Origin of the sequence: Pantoea sp. Sc1, from assembly GCF_000255315.1 — a bacterium.
Taxonomy (GTDB): Bacteria; Pseudomonadota; Gammaproteobacteria; order Enterobacterales; family Enterobacteriaceae; genus Pantoea; species Pantoea anthophila.
The window spans coordinates 962,727-980,856 of sequence record NZ_AJFP01000001.1; the positions used below are offsets into that span (position 1 = coordinate 962,727).

At 59.8% G+C, this 18,130-nt stretch carries 11 protein-coding genes and 1 tRNA gene; all 12 read left to right on the forward strand.

From position 1 onward, the window contains the following. The first annotated feature begins 49 nt into the window (after positions 1-49). Positions 50-126, forward strand: a tRNA-Pro gene (locus S7A_RS04590). 929 nt (positions 127-1,055) lie between these two features. Further along, positions 1,056-2,666, forward strand: a complete 1,611-nt coding sequence (gene dppA / locus S7A_RS04595) for a dipeptide ABC transporter periplasmic-binding protein DppA (RefSeq protein WP_009088361.1) — start codon at positions 1,056-1,058, stop codon at positions 2,664-2,666. Between the two features lie 171 nt (positions 2,667-2,837). Beyond that, the gene (gene dppB, locus S7A_RS04600; protein WP_009088364.1) at positions 2,838-3,857 is read left to right on the forward strand and encodes a dipeptide ABC transporter permease DppB; all 1,020 of its coding nucleotides are present in this window, start codon (positions 2,838-2,840) and stop codon (positions 3,855-3,857) included. 9 nt (positions 3,858-3,866) lie between these two features. Next, the gene (gene dppC / locus S7A_RS04605) at positions 3,867-4,769 is read left to right on the forward strand and encodes a dipeptide ABC transporter permease DppC (protein WP_009088366.1); all 903 of its coding nucleotides are present in this window, start codon (positions 3,867-3,869) and stop codon (positions 4,767-4,769) included. A gap of 12 nt (positions 4,770-4,781) precedes the next feature. Beyond that, positions 4,782-5,768: a dipeptide ABC transporter ATP-binding protein gene (dppD, locus tag S7A_RS04610; RefSeq protein ID WP_009088368.1), complete on the forward strand. Its 987-nt coding sequence runs from the start codon at positions 4,782-4,784 to the stop codon at positions 5,766-5,768. After that, on the forward strand, positions 5,758-6,780 hold the full coding sequence (gene dppF, locus S7A_RS04615; protein ID WP_009088370.1) for a dipeptide ABC transporter ATP-binding subunit DppF: 1,023 nt from the start codon (positions 5,758-5,760) through the stop codon (positions 6,778-6,780). Before dppD ends, dppF begins: the two co-directional genes overlap by 11 nt. 453 nt (positions 6,781-7,233) lie before the next feature. After that, entirely contained in the window at positions 7,234-7,848 is a 615-nt protein-coding gene (gene bcsO, locus S7A_RS04620; protein WP_009088372.1) for a cellulose biosynthesis protein BcsO, read from the forward strand. Next, entirely contained in the window at positions 7,839-8,642 is an 804-nt protein-coding gene (bcsQ, locus tag S7A_RS04625; RefSeq protein ID WP_009088374.1) for a cellulose biosynthesis protein BcsQ, read from the forward strand. The genes bcsO and bcsQ overlap by 10 nt, the downstream gene beginning before the upstream one ends. Before the next feature lie 52 nt (positions 8,643-8,694). Then, the gene (gene bcsA / locus S7A_RS04630; protein ID WP_009088376.1) at positions 8,695-10,806 is read left to right on the forward strand and encodes a UDP-forming cellulose synthase catalytic subunit; all 2,112 of its coding nucleotides are present in this window, start codon (positions 8,695-8,697) and stop codon (positions 10,804-10,806) included. Beyond that, positions 10,803-13,868 carry a cellulose biosynthesis cyclic di-GMP-binding regulatory protein BcsB gene (gene bcsB, locus S7A_RS04635; protein WP_009088378.1) on the forward strand — a complete coding sequence of 1,022 codons (3,066 nt, stop codon included), beginning with the start codon at positions 10,803-10,805 and terminating at the stop codon, positions 13,866-13,868. The genes bcsA and bcsB overlap by 4 nt, the downstream gene beginning before the upstream one ends. 11 nt (positions 13,869-13,879) lie before the next feature. Further along, positions 13,880-17,683 (forward strand): cellulose biosynthesis protein BcsC, encoded by a 3,804-nt coding sequence (locus tag S7A_RS04640; protein ID WP_009088379.1) that lies wholly within the window; start codon positions 13,880-13,882, stop codon positions 17,681-17,683. Beyond that, positions 17,683-18,126, forward strand: coding sequence for a cellulose biosynthesis protein BcsD (gene bcsD, locus S7A_RS04645; RefSeq protein ID WP_009088381.1), 444 nt, complete (start codon positions 17,683-17,685; stop codon positions 18,124-18,126). Before S7A_RS04640 ends, bcsD begins: the two co-directional genes overlap by 1 nt. Positions 18,127-18,130: the final 4 nt, after the last annotated feature.

The window sequence follows — 18,130 nt, forward strand, 5'->3', positions numbered from 1 at the left end:
TAAAAAGCGGTTGACGCTAATCCGGGGTAGCAGTAACATGCGCCCCCATCGGCGAGTAGCGCAGCTTGGTAGCGCAACTGGTTTGGGACCAGTGGGTCGGAGGTTCGAATCCTCTCTCGCCGACCATCTTTAAGAAACCTGTCTGAAAAGACAGGTTTTTTTTCGTCTGTTGAAAGGCAAAGAGTGATTTTTGAGCGGGCTTCAGAATACGTGTTTTCAGCAGCCGCAGATTAACTCAATGCGCAGGTAACCCGGTCAGAAGAGGAAAGCGTCCCACGCCATGGATGGCGTGGGCCGAGCGTCCAGGGATGGTTTAAGCGACTTTCCGATCTGACCGGGTTACCTGAGCAGGCTCGATCTCCCCGCTAAGCAGATACGATCATAGACGCGCTCTCACAGCGAATCGGCTCACCCTGTCCTTCACAGCTTCACGTTTTATCTGTCCTCTTCCAGAAAGTTCCAGAAAAAGGCATTCGCCGCGCCAGATGCTTACCAGCCGTTATTATCGCCGTTTTCCTGCTCGCAGGCCTTGCCACATCAGAGATGCCACCATAATTCGCGACACGTTCTTCTTATGACCGAAAGCAGCAACATGCTGATTTCTTATACATCAAAACCAGCATATTCCGCTGGATGAACGTCATAACGCACGGTGAATCGTTCAGTTATTCAACATTTGCCGGTAAAAGTTTTAAGTTTTTTAGCGGTGAGAATCACTAGCGATAAAGCTGGCATCCAGCACAATGCACGGATATCGGGGCTGCAGCACTGTGCATTGTATGGCTTTTGTGCGGAAACGGTATTTATTACCGTTGCATGCTATTCCTCACACTCTGTGTAAATAAGTAACCCTTGTATTGACGTTCTTTGCAACTGTTGACAAATTGATGCGTCAATAAGCCGCAGTTACGGAATTTTCTGAATGCCCAACCCGCTTCGGAAAAACAAAAAAACGTAGCGCGATTTAACCACCTGTTCGGTGGTACGCCTGAACCGCATAAAAAAACCAGAGGTCAGGCAATACACACAACATCACATCACAATGGAGCAAAAGCATGATCAACTCCCTGGCTAAATCCGGGATGCTGAAGGTCGGTCTGAGCCTGATTGCTATGACTGTCGCCGCCGGTGTTCAGGCAAAAACCCTGGTCTACTGTTCTGAAGGTTCTCCGGAAGGCTTTAACCCGCAGTTATTCACTTCGGGCACCACCTACGATGCCAGCTCACGTCAGATCTACAACCGACTGGTTGAGTTCACTGTCGGCACGACCGAACTGCATCCTGCGCTGGCAGAGAAGTGGGACGTCAGCGACGATGGCAAAACCTACACCTTCCACCTGCGTAAGGGTGTGAAGTGGCAGACGACCAAAGATTTCAAACCTACGCGTGACTTCAACGCGGATGATGTGGTGTTCACCTTTGAGCGCCAGCTGGATAAAAACAACGCCTATCACGGCGTCTCCGGCGGCAGCTATGAATATTTCGAAGGCATGGATATGCCGAAGCTGATCAGCAAAATCGAGAAGGTGGACGACAACACCGTACGCTTCGTGCTGACCCGCCCTGAAGCGCCGTTTCTCGCCGACCTCGGCATGGACTTCGCCTCTATCCTGTCCAAAGAGTATGCGGACAACATGCTGAAAGCCGGCACGCCGCAAAACGTCGACCTGAACCCGGTCGGAACCGGTCCGTTCCAGCTGCTGCAATACCAGAAAGATTCGCGCATCCTCTACAAAGCGAACCCGAACTACTGGGGCGAAAAGCCAAAAATCGACCGCTTAGTCTTCTCCATCACCCCGGATGCGTCAGTGCGCTACGCCAAACTGCAGAAGGGTGAGTGCCAGGTCATGCCTTATCCGAACCCGGCTGACATCGCACGCATGAAGCAGGACAAAAACATCAACCTGTATGAGCAGGCTGGCCTGAACGTCGGCTATCTCTCTTACAACGTTGAGAAAAAACCGCTGGATAACCTCAAAGTGCGTCAGGCACTGACCATGGCCGTCAACAAAAAGGCCATTATCGACGCGGTCTATCAGGGTGCAGGCCAGCCGGCTAAAAACCTGATCCCGCCAACGATGTGGGGCTACAACGACGCGGTCAAAGACTACGCCTACGATCCTGAGAAAGCCAAAGCGCTGCTGAAAGAAGCGGGCATGGCCGACGGCTTCTCCATCGACCTCTGGGCGATGCCGGTTCAGCGTCCTTACAACCCGAACGCACGCCGCATGGCGGAAATGATCCAGAGCGACTGGGCGAAGATTGGCGTGAAAGCCAAAATCGTTACCTACGAGTGGGGCGAATACCTGAAACGCGCCAAAGCGGGTGAGCATCAGACCGTCATGATGGGCTGGACCGGTGACAACGGAGATCCGGACAACTTCCTGGCGACCCTGTTCAGCTGTTCAGCCGCGAAAGATGGCTCTAACTACTCGCGCTGGTGTGATAAATCCTTTGAGGATCAGATCCAGCCTGCGCGCGCGACCGCCGACCAGGCGAAGCGTATCGAGTACTACAAACAGGCACAGGTTGTGATGCATGACCAGGCACCGGCGCTGATGATCGCGCACTCTACGGTATACGAACCGGTCAGCAAGAAAGTCACCGGGTACAAAGTCGATCCGCTGGGCGGACACTACTTTGCTCAGGTAGACATTCAGGAATAATTGTCGCCTTTTCCGGGGCGGCCCTGCGTCGCCCCGGCTTTTTCTCCCTGTTTTACTGGAAACGGTAGAGGCGCAGTCTGACTGCGTCGCGGTCGGACCTACCCGATCGTCAGATGTAAGCAATAACAACCCTCGCGGCGACGGTCGCGCGGAGAAGAGAGAACCCGGATTATGCTGCAGTTCATACTCCGACGTCTGGGCCTTGTCATCCCAACGTTCATCGGTATTACATTACTCACTTTCGCTTTTGTTCACATGATCCCCGGCGATCCGGTGCTGATCATGGCGGGCGAGCGCGGGATTTCTCCTGAACGTCATGCACAGTTAATGACGCTGCTGGGTCTGGATCAGCCGCTGTGGAAACAGTACCTGAACTACATCAACGGCGTACTGCATGGCGACCTGGGCGTTTCACTCAAGAGCCGCATCCCGGTCTGGGATGAGTTTGTTCCGCGCTTCAAAGCGACGCTGGAACTCGGCATCTGCGCCATGATATTTGCCGTTGCGGTGGGCATCCCGGTTGGGGTCCTGGCCGCCGTGAAGCGTGGCTCCATTTTCGATCACACCGCCGTGGGCATCTCACTGACCGGCTACTCCATGCCGATCTTCTGGTGGGGCATCATGCTGATCATGCTGGTCTCAGTGCAGCTCAACCTGACGCCGGTTTCCGGGCGGGTTGGCGACACCGTCTTCCTGGATGACAGCATGCCGCTGACCGGCTTTATGCTGATCGACACCTTCTTCTGGGGTGAGCCGGGCGACTTCCATGACGCGGTCATGCACATGATTTTGCCAGCCATCGTGCTGGGCACCATTCCGCTGGCGGTGATTGTGCGTATGACGCGCTCGGCGATGCTGGAAGTGCTGGGTGAAGATTACATCCGCACGGCGCGCGCCAAAGGCCTGACGCGGATGCGGGTGATTGTGGTGCATGCGCTGCGCAACGCCATGCTGCCGGTGGTCACGGTCATCGGTCTGCAGGTCGGCACGCTGCTGGCCGGGGCGATTCTGACCGAAACCATCTTCTCGTGGCCGGGTCTGGGTCGCTGGCTGATTGAAGCGTTGCAGCGCCGTGATTATCCGGTGGTGCAGGGCGGTGTGCTGCTGACGGCAGTACTGATTATCCTGGTCAACCTGCTGGTTGATCTGCTGTATGGCGTGGTGAACCCGCGCATACGTCACAAGAAATAAGGGGGCATCATGTCTGTTGTTGATCCCGGCAGCGTTACCGTTGCACCCAAGCCGATGACCCCGTTTCAGGAATTCTGGCACTACTTTAAACGTAACAAAGGCGCGGTAATTGGCCTGGTGTACATCATCATCGTGTTGCTGTGCGCCATTTTTGCCGATGTGCTGGCTCCGCATGCGCCGGCTGAGCAGTTCCGCGATGCGCTGCTGCATCCGCCGGTCTGGCAGGACGGGGGCAGCTGGAACTTTATTCTGGGCACCGATGATGTGGGCCGCGATGTGCTGTCGCGCCTGATGTACGGCGCGCGCCTGTCGCTGCTGGTGGGCTGCCTGGTGGTGGTGCTGTCGCTGATTTTCGGCGTGATATTCGGCCTGCTGGCCGGTTATCTCGGCGGCCTGGTCGACGTCATCATCATGCGTGTCGTTGATATCATGCTGGCGCTGCCCAGCCTGCTGCTGGCGCTGGTGCTGGTCGCCATCTTTGGCCCCTCGATCGTCAACGCCTCTATCGCGCTGACCTTTGTGGCGCTGCCGCACTACATCCGTCTCACCCGTGCGGCGGTGCTGGTGGAGGTGAACCGCGACTATGTCACCGCCTCCGGCGTGGCCGGTGCCGGTATGCTGCGTCAGATGTTCGTCAATATTCTGCCTAACTGCCTTGCCCCGCTGATCGTGCAGGCGTCATTAGGCTTCTCCAACGCCATCCTGGATATGGCGGCGTTGGGCTTTCTCGGTATGGGTGCGCAACCGCCAACGCCGGAGTGGGGCACCATGCTCTCCGACGTGCTGCAGTATGCGCAAAGTGCCTGGTGGGTGGTGACCTTCCCTGGATTGGTCATCCTGCTCACCGTGCTGGCATTTAACCTGATGGGCGATGGTTTGCGTGATGCACTCGACCCGAAACTCAAGCAGTAAAGAGGCACCGAGATGGCGTTATTAAATGTAGACAAACTGTCGGTGCATTTCGGCGACGACAAAGCACCGTTTCGTGCGGTTGACCGCATCAGTTATCAGGTTGAGCAGGGCCAGGTGGTCGGCATTGTCGGCGAGTCCGGCTCCGGCAAGTCGGTGAGTTCACTGGCGATCATGGGGCTGATCGATTTCCCCGGCAAAGTGATGGCGGAAAAGCTGGAGTTTAACCAGCGCGATCTGAAGCGCATCTCCGAAAAAGAGCGCCGTCAGCTGGTTGGCGCAGAAGTGGCGATGATCTTTCAGGATCCGATGACCAGCCTTAACCCCTGCTACACCGTGGGTTTCCAGATTATGGAAGCGATCAAGGTGCATCAGGGCGGCAATAAACGCACCCGGCGTCAGAGGGCAATCGACCTGCTGACCCAGGTGGGAATTCCCGATCCCGCATCGCGGCTTGATGTCTATCCTCACCAGCTGTCGGGCGGTATGAGCCAGCGTGTGATGATCGCGATGGCGATCGCCTGCCGGCCTAAGCTGCTGATTGCGGATGAGCCGACCACGGCGCTCGACGTGACCATTCAGGCTCAGATCATCGAACTGCTGCTGGAGTTACAGCGGCAGGAGAACATGGCGCTGATCCTGATTACGCACGATCTGGCGTTAGTGGCGGAAGCCGCACACCACATCATCGTGATGTATGCCGGTCAGGTGGTGGAGAGCGGTAAAGCGAGCGATATCTTTAAAGCGCCGCGTCATCCTTACACGCAGGCGCTGCTGCGTGCGCTGCCGGAGTTTGCGGCGGATAAAGCGCGTCTGGCCTCGCTGCCTGGCGTGGTGCCGGGCAAATATGACCGCCCGACGGGCTGTCTGCTTAACCCACGCTGCCCCTATGCGACCGATCATTGTCGTCAGGTGGAACCTGAATTGCGCACCATTCCAGGACGCCAGTCCAAGTGTCACTATCCGCTGGACGATGCCGGGAGACCAACGTATGAGTCATGAAACAACCAGAGATCAGTTCCTGTTGCAGGCGATTGATCTGAAGAAGCACTACCCGGTGAAAAAGGGTCTGTTTGGTCAGGAGCGTCTGGTTAAGGCGCTGGATGGCGTCTCCTTTAATCTGGAGCGGGGCAAAACCCTGGCGGTCGTGGGCGAGTCAGGCTGTGGTAAATCCACCCTTGGCCGTCTGCTGACGATGATTGAAACCCCGACCGAAGGGCAGCTCTACTGGCACGGTCAGGATCTGCTGAAACACGATCCCCAGGCGCAGAAGCTGCGCCGTCAGAAAATCCAGATCGTGTTCCAGAACCCCTATGGCTCGCTCAACCCGCGTAAAAAGGTGAGTCAGATTCTGGAAGAGCCGCTGGTGATCAATACTCAGCTGACTAAAGCGGAACGCCGTGAGAAGACGCTGGAGATGATGGCGAAAGTCGGCCTGAAAACCGAGCACTACGATCGTTATCCACATATGTTCTCTGGCGGACAGCGTCAGCGTATTGCGATTGCGCGCGGGCTGATGCTCGATCCGGACGTCCTGATCGCCGATGAGCCGGTGTCGGCCCTCGACGTCTCGGTGCGCGCCCAGGTGCTTAACCTGATGATGGATCTGCAGCAGGATATGGGGCTCTCCTACGTCTTTATCTCGCACGATCTGTCGGTGGTGGAGCACATCGCCGATGAGGTGATGGTGATGTACCTCGGCCGTTGCGTTGAGAAGGGCAGCAAAGAGGCGATTTTCAGTAATCCGCGTCACCCTTACACCCAGGCGCTGCTCTCCGCGACACCGCGACTGAATCCTGACGATCGGCGTGAGCGGATTAAGCTGACTGGCGAGCTGCCCAGCCCGCTCAATCCGCCGCCGGGCTGCGCCTTTAATGCGCGCTGTCACCGTCGTTTTGGTACCTGTGTGCAGCTGCAACCGAAGCTGAAAAACTACGGCGGACAGGAGATTGCCTGTTTTGCGGTGGATCAGGATGAGAATCAGCCGGTCGGTGTGGCAGAAAAGGTCAGTTAAGGATCGGCAGGCCCCGTCGGGGGCCTGAGTTTCCTGATATCGCACGGGCTCCGCCCTCTTCAGCCTGAAACGGCAGAGTCATGGCCTGGCGATCGGTCCCCCCGCTTTATTTTCCCCCTCCCTTATCACAGCCCGTCGCTGTTATTCGCCAGCAGCGCTGCATCTTCCTTTAGCGGTGCCATCCTGATATGAGTGCGTCTGGCTGTACCAGGCAATGTCTGAGCCCTCTCTGCTGAAACATTATTCAGACAGGAATAGCCAGTTTAACTTAAGTTTAATTTATTAATTTTGAGTGCCGGTTGGCTATGGAAGGCGAATTTTGAAGATTAGCGATTCTGTATGATTAAAATCGTTAATTAAATATGCTTTTTTTATAATCAGGTTTTCCTGACTGCGAATAAAAGGATGTGGTATATTCCAGGAAAATTCCCCCCTTGTGGCAGGCCACCTCAAATGAAGAATTATGATGATTTGCAGCGTTTTAAAGAAAAAACACAAACGCTCGACATCGCCTTTAAAGATATGTCTGGCCAGACGCAGGAACCGGCGGAACAGAGTAAATGGGCACTGCTTCGTCAACTGGCGAAGGAGGAGCATCACACGCCGTTCGGTGGCGGTCAGCGAATAGACCTGCCACAACCGCAGCCGCTGCGCGGTGATGAGTTTACGGCACCTCCGCCAGAGCCACCGCGCCCCGCAACGCTCTCTGCGTCGCCGGCAGAGGCACAGCCCCGTTACGCCGCGCTCAGTGCGCAACCGGCGGCGGCCCGCAGTTCGATTCTCGATAGCCTGGCAGGCAGCAGCGTCCCTGCGGCCACGCCAGCGTCTGAGCGGGGCCCGTCGTCCTTATTTCCGCCACCCCCGCCGCCACAAAAAGCCATCGTCGCGGAACCTGTCGCCGCGCCGGTCCGGCCCGCCAGCGTGGCTGAACTTCAGCCCGCGGTGGCACCGTCCGCGCCTCATGCTGAGCCGGGACGGTTTGGCGCGCTGTTCCGCTCACGCGAAGTCAGCCTGCCGAAAGAAACCTTACTGAAACCGTTACTGGAGAAGATTGCGCTATGCCGTTAGTTTGTGTGTGCTCGCCGAAGGGGGGCGTGGGGAAAACCACGCTGGCGGCGAATCTGGCCTGGAGCCTGGCGCGATCCGGTAGCAAAGTTCTGGCCATCGATTTTGATGTGCAGAACGCATTACGTCTGCATTTTGGCGTGCCGCTCCACGACGGCCGCGGATTTGTGGCGCGTTCAGAAGAGCAGGCGGACTGGAGTCAGTCGATTCTCACCACCGGCGGCAATATCTTTGTTCTGCCTTATGGCGACGTCACAGAGCCGCAGCGCGAACGGTTCGAAGAGAACCTGATGAAAGATCCCCACTTTATTCAGCGCGGTCTCGACACGGTGCTCAATTATCCCGGCCTGGTGATTGTGGCTGATTTTCCGCCCGGCCCCGGTCCGGCCCTTAAAGCCATGACGGCGCTGGCCGATATGCATTTAGTGGTGATGTTAGCGGATACCGCATCGGTCTCATTATTACCGCAGATAGAAGAGAACCGGATGATCGGTAAACCGCTTAATAATAAGCAGGGGCACTATTTTATCCTGAACCAGTGCGATAACCGCCGCAATATTAATCGCGATGTGACGGCTTTTATGCAGCAGCGGCTGGGGGATAATTTACTGGGCGTGGTTCACCGTGATGAAAGTGTTGGCGAAGCCAACGCGTCTCAGCAGTCTGTTTACGATTTCAGCCCCGCTTCCGCCGCGGCATTTGATATTGAACTGATCGCGAAACGCGTCAGCAGCATTCTCAATATCACCGTAGGCAATGGCGAAGTTCAGGCACCTATCCGTACTCACCATTTTTAACCGGCTGGTTTCGCCAGACAGCTGATTTACACAGCGCTTCTCAGGGTGAATCATGAGTAAAATCGGGTTTTACCTGCTGCTGCTGGTGCTTGCACCCGTTGCGGCGGTGATCATCACTACGCCGATGGACAGCCAGAAACAGTATATTTTTGGTCTGATCAGCATCGGCATGATGTTTTTATTGGGTTTCAGCAAGAGCCGCAAAATTACCGTGGTGATGGTGATCCTCTCGGCATTAATGTCCAGCCGTTATATCTGGTGGCGGACGACAGAGACGCTGCATTTTAATTCCGAAGTCGAGGCTATCTTAGGGATTGGCTTATATCTGGCGGAGCTTTACGTCTGGCTGATTTTAATTCTGGGCTTCCTGCAAACCACCTGGCCTTTAAAACGCACCATCGTTCCGATGCCGGACGATACCCGGTTGTGGCCGACGGTGGATATTTATATCCCCTCCTACAATGAAAGCCTGGAAGTGGTGCGCGACACCGTGCTGGCGGCGCAGTGTATTGATTACCCGCGCGACAAACTCAGGGTCTACCTGCTGGATGATGGCAAGCGCAGCGAATTTGCCCGCTTCGCGGCCGATGTGGGGGTGGGCTATATCACCCGCGACGACAACAGACACGCCAAGGCCGGTAACCTTAACCATGCCATGAAAATCACCAAAGGTGAGCTGATCTGCATTTTCGACTGCGACCACGTTGCAACCCGCACCTTCCTGCAGGCGACGGTTGGCCCCTTTCTGAACGACCCAAAACTGGCGCTGCTTCAGACGCCGCACTACTTCTACTCACCCGATCCCTTCGAGCGTAACCTGCGCGCCGCGCGCAGCATGCCAAACGAAGGGTCGCTGTTTTATGGCCCGGTGCAGCAGGGCAACGACAACTGGAACGCCACCTTCTTCTGCGGCTCCTGTGCGGTGATCCGCCGTTCCGCGCTGGAAGAGATTGGCGGCTTTGCCGTTGAAACCGTGACGGAAGATGCGCATACCGCCCTGAAAATGCAGCGGCTGGGCTGGGGGTCGGCCTTTCTGTCGATCCCGCTGGCGGCCGGTCTGGCCACAGAACGTCTGGGGCTGCACATCATTCAGCGTACCCGCTGGGCGCGCGGCATGACGCAGATTTTCCGCGTCGATAACCCGCTGTTTGGCCGGGGTCTGAAGTGGCAGCAGCGTCTCTGCTATCTCAATGCCATGCTGCATTTTCAGTTTGGTCTGCCGCGCGTCGCCTTCCTGACCGCACCGCTGGCTTACCTGCTGTTTAACCTCAACATTATTCACTCCTCGGCGTCACTGATTTTCGCCTACGTGCTGCCGCATCTGGTGATGTCACTCTACGTCAACTCCCGCATGAATGGCCGTTTCCGCTACACCTTCTGGGGCGAGATTTATGAGACGGTGATGTGCTTCCACCTGGTGATCCCGACCATCCTGACCCTGCTGTCGCCTAAACATGGCAAATTTAACGTGACCGATAAAGGCGGCGTGCTGGATCAGGGCTTCTTCGACTTCCATATTGTGCGTCCGCACGTGATCGTGGCGCTGCTGCTGAGCATCGGCATTGTGGCTGGCGTGGTGCGGGCGGTGATGCATGACTACTTTGGCGTCGATCCCTACGTGATTGCCCTGAACGTCGGCTGGGCGATTTTCAGCCTGATCATTCTGATGGCCGCAATTGCCGTGGCGCGCGAAACCAAACAGGTGCGTAAAACCATCCGTATTGAGGTGCAGATCCCGACGATTATTCACTACGCCAGCGGCATTTCATCGCGCACGCTGACCAGTAACCTCTCCATGGGGGGCGCGCAACTCGACGCGCCCGACGGGCGTCACGAGTCTGATGAAATCGAAGAGATCGATCTGCTGCTGAAGTCAGGCGCGATTACGCTTCCGGTCACGAAGATTTCCGGCGATGCGGAGAGCATTCGTCTGCGCTTTGAAGCGATGCCGCTGGCGCGCCGTCGCGAACTGGTGCGCGTGGTGCTGGCGCGTGCCGATGCGTGGATTCAGCCGGAGTATAAACAGGACAACCCATTGATCTCGCTGGGCACCATTATCCGTACCGTGTTTGAGCTGTTCTGGCTGACCTGGAAGGGCCGCCACGATAAACGTAAAAATGTCGACCCGGTTGCCGCGGCGGCAAAAGAGGATGGCGCGGCATGAAGATCCTGACGCAGACATTGCTGGCCAGTTCACTGACGGCGGCATTGTGGCTGACGCCTGCCGGCGCGGAAACGCCAGCGGCGGTGGACAATAGCGGCGCGACCCCGTTAAACAGTTCAGCCCCGACGCCGCCCGGGGCGGCTTCGGTCACGCCGTCTGTCACAGAGGGTACGGCGTCTGCCACGCCGGGAACCGATTCGGCGCAGGCTCCGGCCAGTGAGACGCCGTCAGCCGCGCCAGCCGGGAACAGCGCAGCGTCTGCCACGCCGGGAACCGATTCCGCGCAGGCTCCGGCCAGCGAAACGCCGTCAGCCGCGTCAGCCGCGCCAGCCGGGAACAGCGCAGCGTCAGCCGCGCCGGGAACCGATTCCGCGCAGGCTCCGGCCAGCGAAACGCCGTCAGCCGCGCCAGCTGCGGCAGCCGGGAACAGCGCAGCGTCTGCCACGCCGGGAACTGATTCCGCGCAGGCTCCTGTCAGCGAAATGCCGCCAGCCGCGCCCTCTGTAGCACCAGCGACCAGCGCGGCCCAGTCATCCGCCACCGATGCGCCCTCTGCCGCACCGGTGAACAGTGCGGCCCCGGCCAGCGGAGCGGTTCCCTCCGCAGCGTCACCATCCGCCTCACCCGGTGACACGCCAGGATCAGCGCCAGCCGCAGCGGTTCCTGCCGCTGAGGCGACAGCCGCTCAGCAGAATCCTGCCGCGACGGGCGATGCTGCGACCCCGACGGCGCACAGCGGAGCCGTCACGCAGGACAGCAGTGCGCTGTCAGCGGTGCCGTTGCCGCAGGGGCTGAGCAGTGCGGACCCGGCGCTGGAAGCGGCCGCCAGCGCGCTGCCCTATGCGCCAGGCCAGGCGACAGCACCGGCGGCAGACGCGCCGTTACCGGTCATGGCGGCGATCAATCAGCCGATCAGCAGCACCCTCTCCGTGGCGCAGATGGGCCAGACACGCGGCATCACGCTGACCGGCGGCCAGTTGCAGTCAGGCATTACCTTTACCCTGCCCAGCGATGAGGTGATTACCAATGCGCGGCTCAATCTGTCGCTGCGCGTCTCAGCCGCACTGGCAGCACGGAATACGTCGCTGCAGCTGATGCTGAACGGTCAGCCGCTCGGCACACTGCCGCTGGGCGCGACCGACAGCGATGTCAGCGACTATGAGCTGGAGATCCCGGCGGCGATGGTGGTCTCTGAAAACAACCTGAGTTTTAAAATCAACGATGCGGACAAGTTGCTGTGTGAGAAAGAGAGCGCACAGCAGTATCAGGTCACCATCCTGCCGCAGACCTCCCTGCACCTTGAGGGGCAGCAGCTGAATATCGGCACCCGCCTGCGCAATTTCCCGCGACCGTTCCTCGATCCTCAGCGGATGACCGCCGCCACCGTGACCATCGGCTTCGCCAGCAACCTCTCTCCCGATGCGGTGAGTGCGGCGGCGCTGGTGGCATCCTGGCTCGGCATCCAGAGTGATTATCGCGGGATTCGTTTCCCGGTGGTGCGCGGTGAGCTGCCGGAGAACAATGGCATCCTGTTTGGTCATCCCGGAGAGCGCATCGGCACGCTGACCTTCCCGGCCAGCAACGGCCCGATGCTGCAGCTGGTGGATAACCCCATCAACCCGGTCTACAAACTGCTGCTGGTCAGTGGCAACAACGCGGATCAGCTGCGTCAGGCGGCAAACCGGCTGACGCAGCCCCTGGCGACCGATGAGAGCCAGCTGCCGGTCGCTTCGCCGCTCCCTGACAGCCGTAAGCCTTACGATGCCCCGCGCTGGATCAACACGGACCGCCCGGTGCGCCTGAGCGAACTGCTGCGCAAAGATCAGAGCCTGACCAGCAGCGGCATCTGGCACGACGCCCTGCGCGTGAACTTCCGCGCCGCGCCTGACCTTTTCCTGTGGGATGGCGACACGGTGCCGGTCAATCTGCACTACCGCTTCCCGTCGGAAACCTGGATTGATGAGGAGAATTCGTTCCTTAACGTCATGCTTAACGGCACCTTCCTGCGCAACCTGACGGTGAACAAAGTCGGTCTGCTGGAGAGCGCCTGGCACCGTTTAGGCGGGGATGCGCGGCAGGAGCAGTATCGGCTTAACCTCGAACCCTATCTGATCTACGGCGATAACCAGCTGGCGCTCTACTTCAATATTAAACCGCGCGCCGACGCGCCCTGCGGCGTGCTGCTGAATAACAACATCAAGAGCCGGATTGAAGAGGACTCGTGGATCGATCTGAGCCATACCCGCCACTTCAGTATGCTGCCGAACCTCTCTTACTTTGTCGGGGCCTCATTCCCGTTCTCGCGTCTGGCCGACTTCGGTCAGACCACGCTGCTGCTGCCGGAAACCCCCAGCAACGCCGAGCTGTCGACGCTGCTGGATCTGGCGGCGCGCGCCGGGAATGCCACCGGCGTGGCGCTGACGCAGAATCAGGTCATGTTTGGTCTGCCCGCTGGTGGCACCCATCTGGCACGTTTACAGCAGAGCGATCTGCTGGCGGTCAGCACCACCGGCAACAGCGCCTTTAATCAGGCGATGCTGGCGGCGTCACCGTACGACGCCAGCGGCAACACCTTTGGCGTGAAAGAGCCGGATACGCTGGAACAATTACGCGGCTGGCTGACCGGCGACTGGAGTCGGCAGCAGCTGGATGCCGATCGCTACTTCTCCTCCAACGAGGCGTGGCGCGGCTTCCTCAGCTATCGCTCGCCGTGGAACCCCGATCGACTGGTGGTGATGACGGTCGCAACCAGCGACGACCAGCTGCTGCGACTGCACAACGATTTAAGTTCGGCGCAGATCAACGCCGCCGTGCGCGGCGATACCGCGATCATTACCGATGAAAACGGCATTCGCAGTTTCCGCGTCGGCGCACAGTTCCCCAGCGGCGAGATGCCCTGGTACATGATGGTGGTGTGGTACGCCAACCAGCACTCGGTGCTGCTGGCACTGGCGGCGCTGCTGGTCTCTGCGCTGGTGGGCAGTGCGGCCTGGGCGATGCTGAAGCGCCATGCCTGGCGGCGTCTGCATCCAAAGCAGGACCGTGATTCCGGCAGGAAGTAAGGATAAAAAGAATGAAAACGACTCTGATAAGTGCCGGAATCCGCCATGCGCTGCTGCTGGGCAGCACGCTGATCTTCTCTTCGCCGCTGCTGGCGGCGGAAAGCAGCAACCCGGCGTTGCAGGCGCTGTTCGACCAGGCTTCTTACTGGCACCAGAAGGCGCATGACGATCTGGCGAAGGCTTCGCTGCAGAAGGTGCTGATGGTGGAACCCGGCAACACCCAGGCGCTCTACCTGCTGGCGCTCTATTCCCAGCAGGGCGGCGACACGGCGGCGGCGGCGCAGTATCGCGCCCGCCTGAGTCAGGTTGCCCCTGGCGATCCCCATCTGAGCGAGCTGGATAATGCGCGCCAGATGCAGACCATTCCGCAGGCGCAGCTTTCGCTGGCGCGTCAGCAGGCGCGCAGCGGCAATATACCGGCGGCGTTACAGACCTGGCGCAACACCTTCAGCGGCAATGAGCCGCCCGCCAGCGTGGCGGCGGAATATTATCTCACCATGGCCGGCGACCGTACGCTGCTGCCGCAGGCGGTCGAGGCGCTGCGGCAGTTTGCGGCGCAGCATCCGCAGGACACGGGTGCGCAGCTGGCGCTGGGAAAAGCGCTGACCTATCAGGAGTCGACCCGCCGTGAAGGCATTGAAGTGCTGAGCGCGCTGGCGAGCGGCAATCAGGATGCTGACCGTTCACTGCGTCAGGCGCTGCTGTGGCTCGGCCCGCAGCCCGCCGATGCGGCGCGTTATCAGACCTGGCAGCAGCGTCATCCGCAGGACACAGCGGTCATGGACTACTACCGTAAGAACGTGGGTGGCGCAGAAAAAGGGGCGGGCTTCAGCGCGCTCAACAGCGGGGATGTCGGCGGGGCGCAGGCCAGCTTTGAGAAAGTGCTGGGTGCCAATCCTCAGGATGCGGATGCGCTGGCGGGCATGGGCTACGTGGCCCAGCGTGACGGACGTTATCAGGAAGCGGCCGATTATCTGCAGCGGGCGGCGCAGCTTGGCGGCGATCAGAGTGCGTCGCGTCAGCAGCAGGCCGACGATGCCCGCTTCTATGCGCAGCTGGCCAGCGCGCAGCAGGCGCTGAAAAACGGCGACAGCGCACAGGCGCTGACATTAAGCGAACCACTGATGCAGGCGCAGGGCGAAAAAGGGCTGGCTGCCAGGTTGTTCCGCGCCGACGTGCTGCGCCGCACGAATCAGCCCGTCCAGGCAGAGCAGATCTACCGCGAAATCCTGCAAAGCGATGCGGATAACCGCAGCGCCAAAGAGGGACTGTTCTACGTGCTGCGCCAGCAGAATCGCACGGCTGAAGCTGGCAGTCTGCTGGGCTCCCTGCCGGAGAGCGTACGCCAGAGCGTCGCACCGCGGGCGAATGAAGCCGATGCGCTGCGCCAGCAGGCGAAGCGTCAGCTGGCCGCCGGTAACAGCGCCGCGGCGATGGCGACGCTGCAACAGGCTATTCAGCGCTATCCCACGGAGGGGTGGCTGCGGCTCGATCTGGCCCGGCTCTACCGCCAGCAGGGGGATACGCTGCTGGCCGCTAACGTGATGCAGCCGGTCATGCGCAGCGGTGCCAGCAGCAGCGAGCTGTATGCTGGCGCACTCAACGCCAGCGAAAGCGGCGGCTGGCAGCAGGCCAGCACCTTACTGTCACGCATTCCCGCCAGCGCACAGACCGCAGCGATGCGTGAACTGGCGCAGCGGGTCAATTTCAACCTGCAGATGAGCACCGCCGATCGCTATCTGGCGCAGGGGGCCACGGCCGCCGCTGCCAATACCCTGAAAGCGCTCACGGTCAATCCGCCCGCGAATCCGGTTGATGCCGGTAACCTGGCGCAGAAGCTGGCGCAGGCGGGCGATCTCCCCAGCGCCGTCTCGCTGGTGCGGGCGAACCTGCAGCGCGGCGTGCAGGGGAATGCGGGCGACTATGCGGCGCAGATGGCGGTGCTGAATCAGGCGGGCCTCGGCAGTGAGGCACAGCGCTTCCTCAGCAACCCTGAGCTGCAGGCGCGCAGTACCCCGACCCAGCTGGCCGGCATTCGCAACGGCTATCTGATTAATGAAGTGGATCGCCTGCGGCAGCAGCGGCAGTATGCGGTGGCCTATGACAAGCTGATTGGTGCCCTGCAGCAGGATCCACAGAACCGCGACCTGATGTTCGCGATGGCCCGTCTTTACCAGGACGGTAAGATGAACCGGGATGCCGGTGTGGTGTATGACTACCTGATGACCCAGGATACTCCGACTCAGGATGCCCGTGTCGGGGCCATCAACGTGGCGCTGGCGCAGAACGATGTGCAGCGCGCCAGTGCGCTGAGTCGCGGCCTTAACCGCACCGCGCCGTCGGCCGATCGCCTGCTGCTGCTGGCGCGCGTCGCGGAAGCCAATGGCGACCATACGCAGGCGATGGGCTATCTGCGTTCCGCGCGTGGTCAGCTGATCGGCCTGCAGGGCGCGCAACCCGGCAGCGTGCCGACGATAGGCGGGCTGGCGCTGGCGGATAACCCCTTTATCAATCGCCACACTTCGCCGGTAGGACGCACCGCGTCCAGCTATGGCACCGTGCTGCCGTGGCAGGCAGCGCCTGCCGGGGTGACGGCACAGGGCGAACCGGCTGCGGGCAGCGAAACCGCGTCCCGACAGGCGCAGACGCTGCACGAGATCGACACCATGATGGATTCGCTGCAGGAGAAAACCGGCACCTGGAGTCAGGGTATGGTGCAGGTGCGCGGGCGTGATGGCGAGTCAGGCCTGAGCAAACTCACCGAAGCCAAAGCGCCGCTGACGTTCTCTACCGTGCCGTTTGAAAAGGCGCGCTTTGACTTTACCGCCACGCCGGTCTCGCTCACGGCGGGCAGCGGCGCGGCTGATGCGTGGCGTCGTTTCGGCACCAATGCGCTGAGCCAGGGCAATGTAGTCGCCGCAGGCGGTGCCACGGTCAATGATCTGCCGAACGCCACCACCGATTCGCAAACAGCGTCGGGCGTGGAGCTGAATCTGGCGCTGAAGGGCGACCGTTACAAGGTCGATCTCGGCAGTACGCCGCTGGGGCAGGATCTCAGTACCCTGGTGGGCGGCGTCCAGTGGTCACCGAAGCTGACCGACTTCCTGACGCTGATCCTGACCGGCGAGCGCCGCGCCATTACCGACAGCCTGCTCTCATATGTGGGCGCAGAGGATAAGGCCAGTGGTAAACGCTGGGGCCGCGTCACGAAGAACGGGGCTAACGCCCTGTTAAGCTATGACAATGGCGATGCGGGCTTCTATGCCGGGGCAGGCGCTTACAGCTATCTGGGCGAAAATGTTGCCAGCAACAACAGTCTGCAGGCGACGGCAGGCGCTTACGTTCGTCCGTTCCACAGCGACGACCGCGAGCTGAAAGTCGGGATGAGCCTGTCGTGGATGGACTTCTCGAAAAACCTCAGCTATTTCAGCTACGGGCAGGGCGGCTACTTCAGCCCGCAGAACTATGCGGCGGTCTCTTTCCCGGTGGAGTTCTCTCGCCGGTTTAACGATCTGAAAGTGAACATCGGCGGTTCCGCCGGTTATCAGAGCTACAGCCAGGATAAGAGTGCGTACTTCCCGGCCGATGCCCGGCTGCAGTCGCAGCTGGAGGCGCTTGCCGCCGGTGGCAGCGTGAAAGAGGCGTACTATTCGGGTGGCAGTAAAAACGGCGTCGGCTACAACCTGCACGCGGGGGCTGACTATAAACTCAATAAAGATGTGACGATTGGCGGCCAACTGGGCTATGACACCTTTGGTGACTACAACGAAAGCAGTGCGCAGCTCTATGTCCGCTATCTGTTCGGAGAGAAGTAATGAGTGAGCATTCGGGCGGTTCGCATCCCTGGCAGCCGGGCTGGTTTGACCTGGTCAGCGTGCTGATTGAGGGGATGATCGCCAACGCCGGTCAGCAGGAGGCGGAAGCCTTCCTCTACCGCATGGGGGAGTCGCTGGCGACCCGCTATCCGTTGCCAGCGGCACGCACCGTGCAGGATCTGGAGCGCGAGTGTAATCTGCAGCTGGCGCGCTTTAACTGGGGGTTTGTGCAGCTTCAGCCGGAAGAGGCGGCGCTGCGGATTACCTGTCACGCTATACCGGCAGGCGACAACATCCTTTCACCGGCTGAGTGGCAGTCGGCGTTTGGTGCGGTGCTGGCCGGTCTTTTTTCGGGCTGGCTGCAGGGGCAGGGCGGCAGCAACCGGGTGCCGGTAACGGCTGAACGCAGTGAAGGCAGTACGCTGTACTATCGATATCAATAGGATC

Bases quoted from the DNA above. Each gene is read 5' to 3' on its own strand.
- bcsO (WP_009088372.1), top strand. From the start codon at position 7,234: ATGAAGAATTATGATGATTTGCAGCGTTTTAAAGAAAAAACACAAACG.
- dppF (WP_009088370.1), top strand. From the start codon at position 5,758: ATGAGTCATGAAACAACCAGAGATCAGTTCCTGTTGCAGGCGATTGAT.
- dppD (WP_009088368.1), top strand. From the start codon at position 4,782: ATGGCGTTATTAAATGTAGACAAACTGTCGGTGCATTTCGGCGACGAC.
- dppC (WP_009088366.1), top strand. From the start codon at position 3,867: ATGTCTGTTGTTGATCCCGGCAGCGTTACCGTTGCACCCAAGCCGATG.
- S7A_RS04640 (WP_009088379.1), top strand. From the start codon at position 13,880: ATGAAAACGACTCTGATAAGTGCCGGAATCCGCCATGCGCTGCTGCTG.
- bcsA (WP_009088376.1), top strand. From the start codon at position 8,695: ATGAGTAAAATCGGGTTTTACCTGCTGCTGCTGGTGCTTGCACCCGTT.
- bcsD (WP_009088381.1), top strand. From the start codon at position 17,683: ATGAGTGAGCATTCGGGCGGTTCGCATCCCTGGCAGCCGGGCTGGTTT.
- dppA (WP_009088361.1), top strand. From the start codon at position 1,056: ATGATCAACTCCCTGGCTAAATCCGGGATGCTGAAGGTCGGTCTGAGC.
- bcsQ (WP_009088374.1), top strand. From the start codon at position 7,839: ATGCCGTTAGTTTGTGTGTGCTCGCCGAAGGGGGGCGTGGGGAAAACC.
- dppB (WP_009088364.1), top strand. From the start codon at position 2,838: ATGCTGCAGTTCATACTCCGACGTCTGGGCCTTGTCATCCCAACGTTC.
- bcsB (WP_009088378.1), top strand. From the start codon at position 10,803: ATGAAGATCCTGACGCAGACATTGCTGGCCAGTTCACTGACGGCGGCA.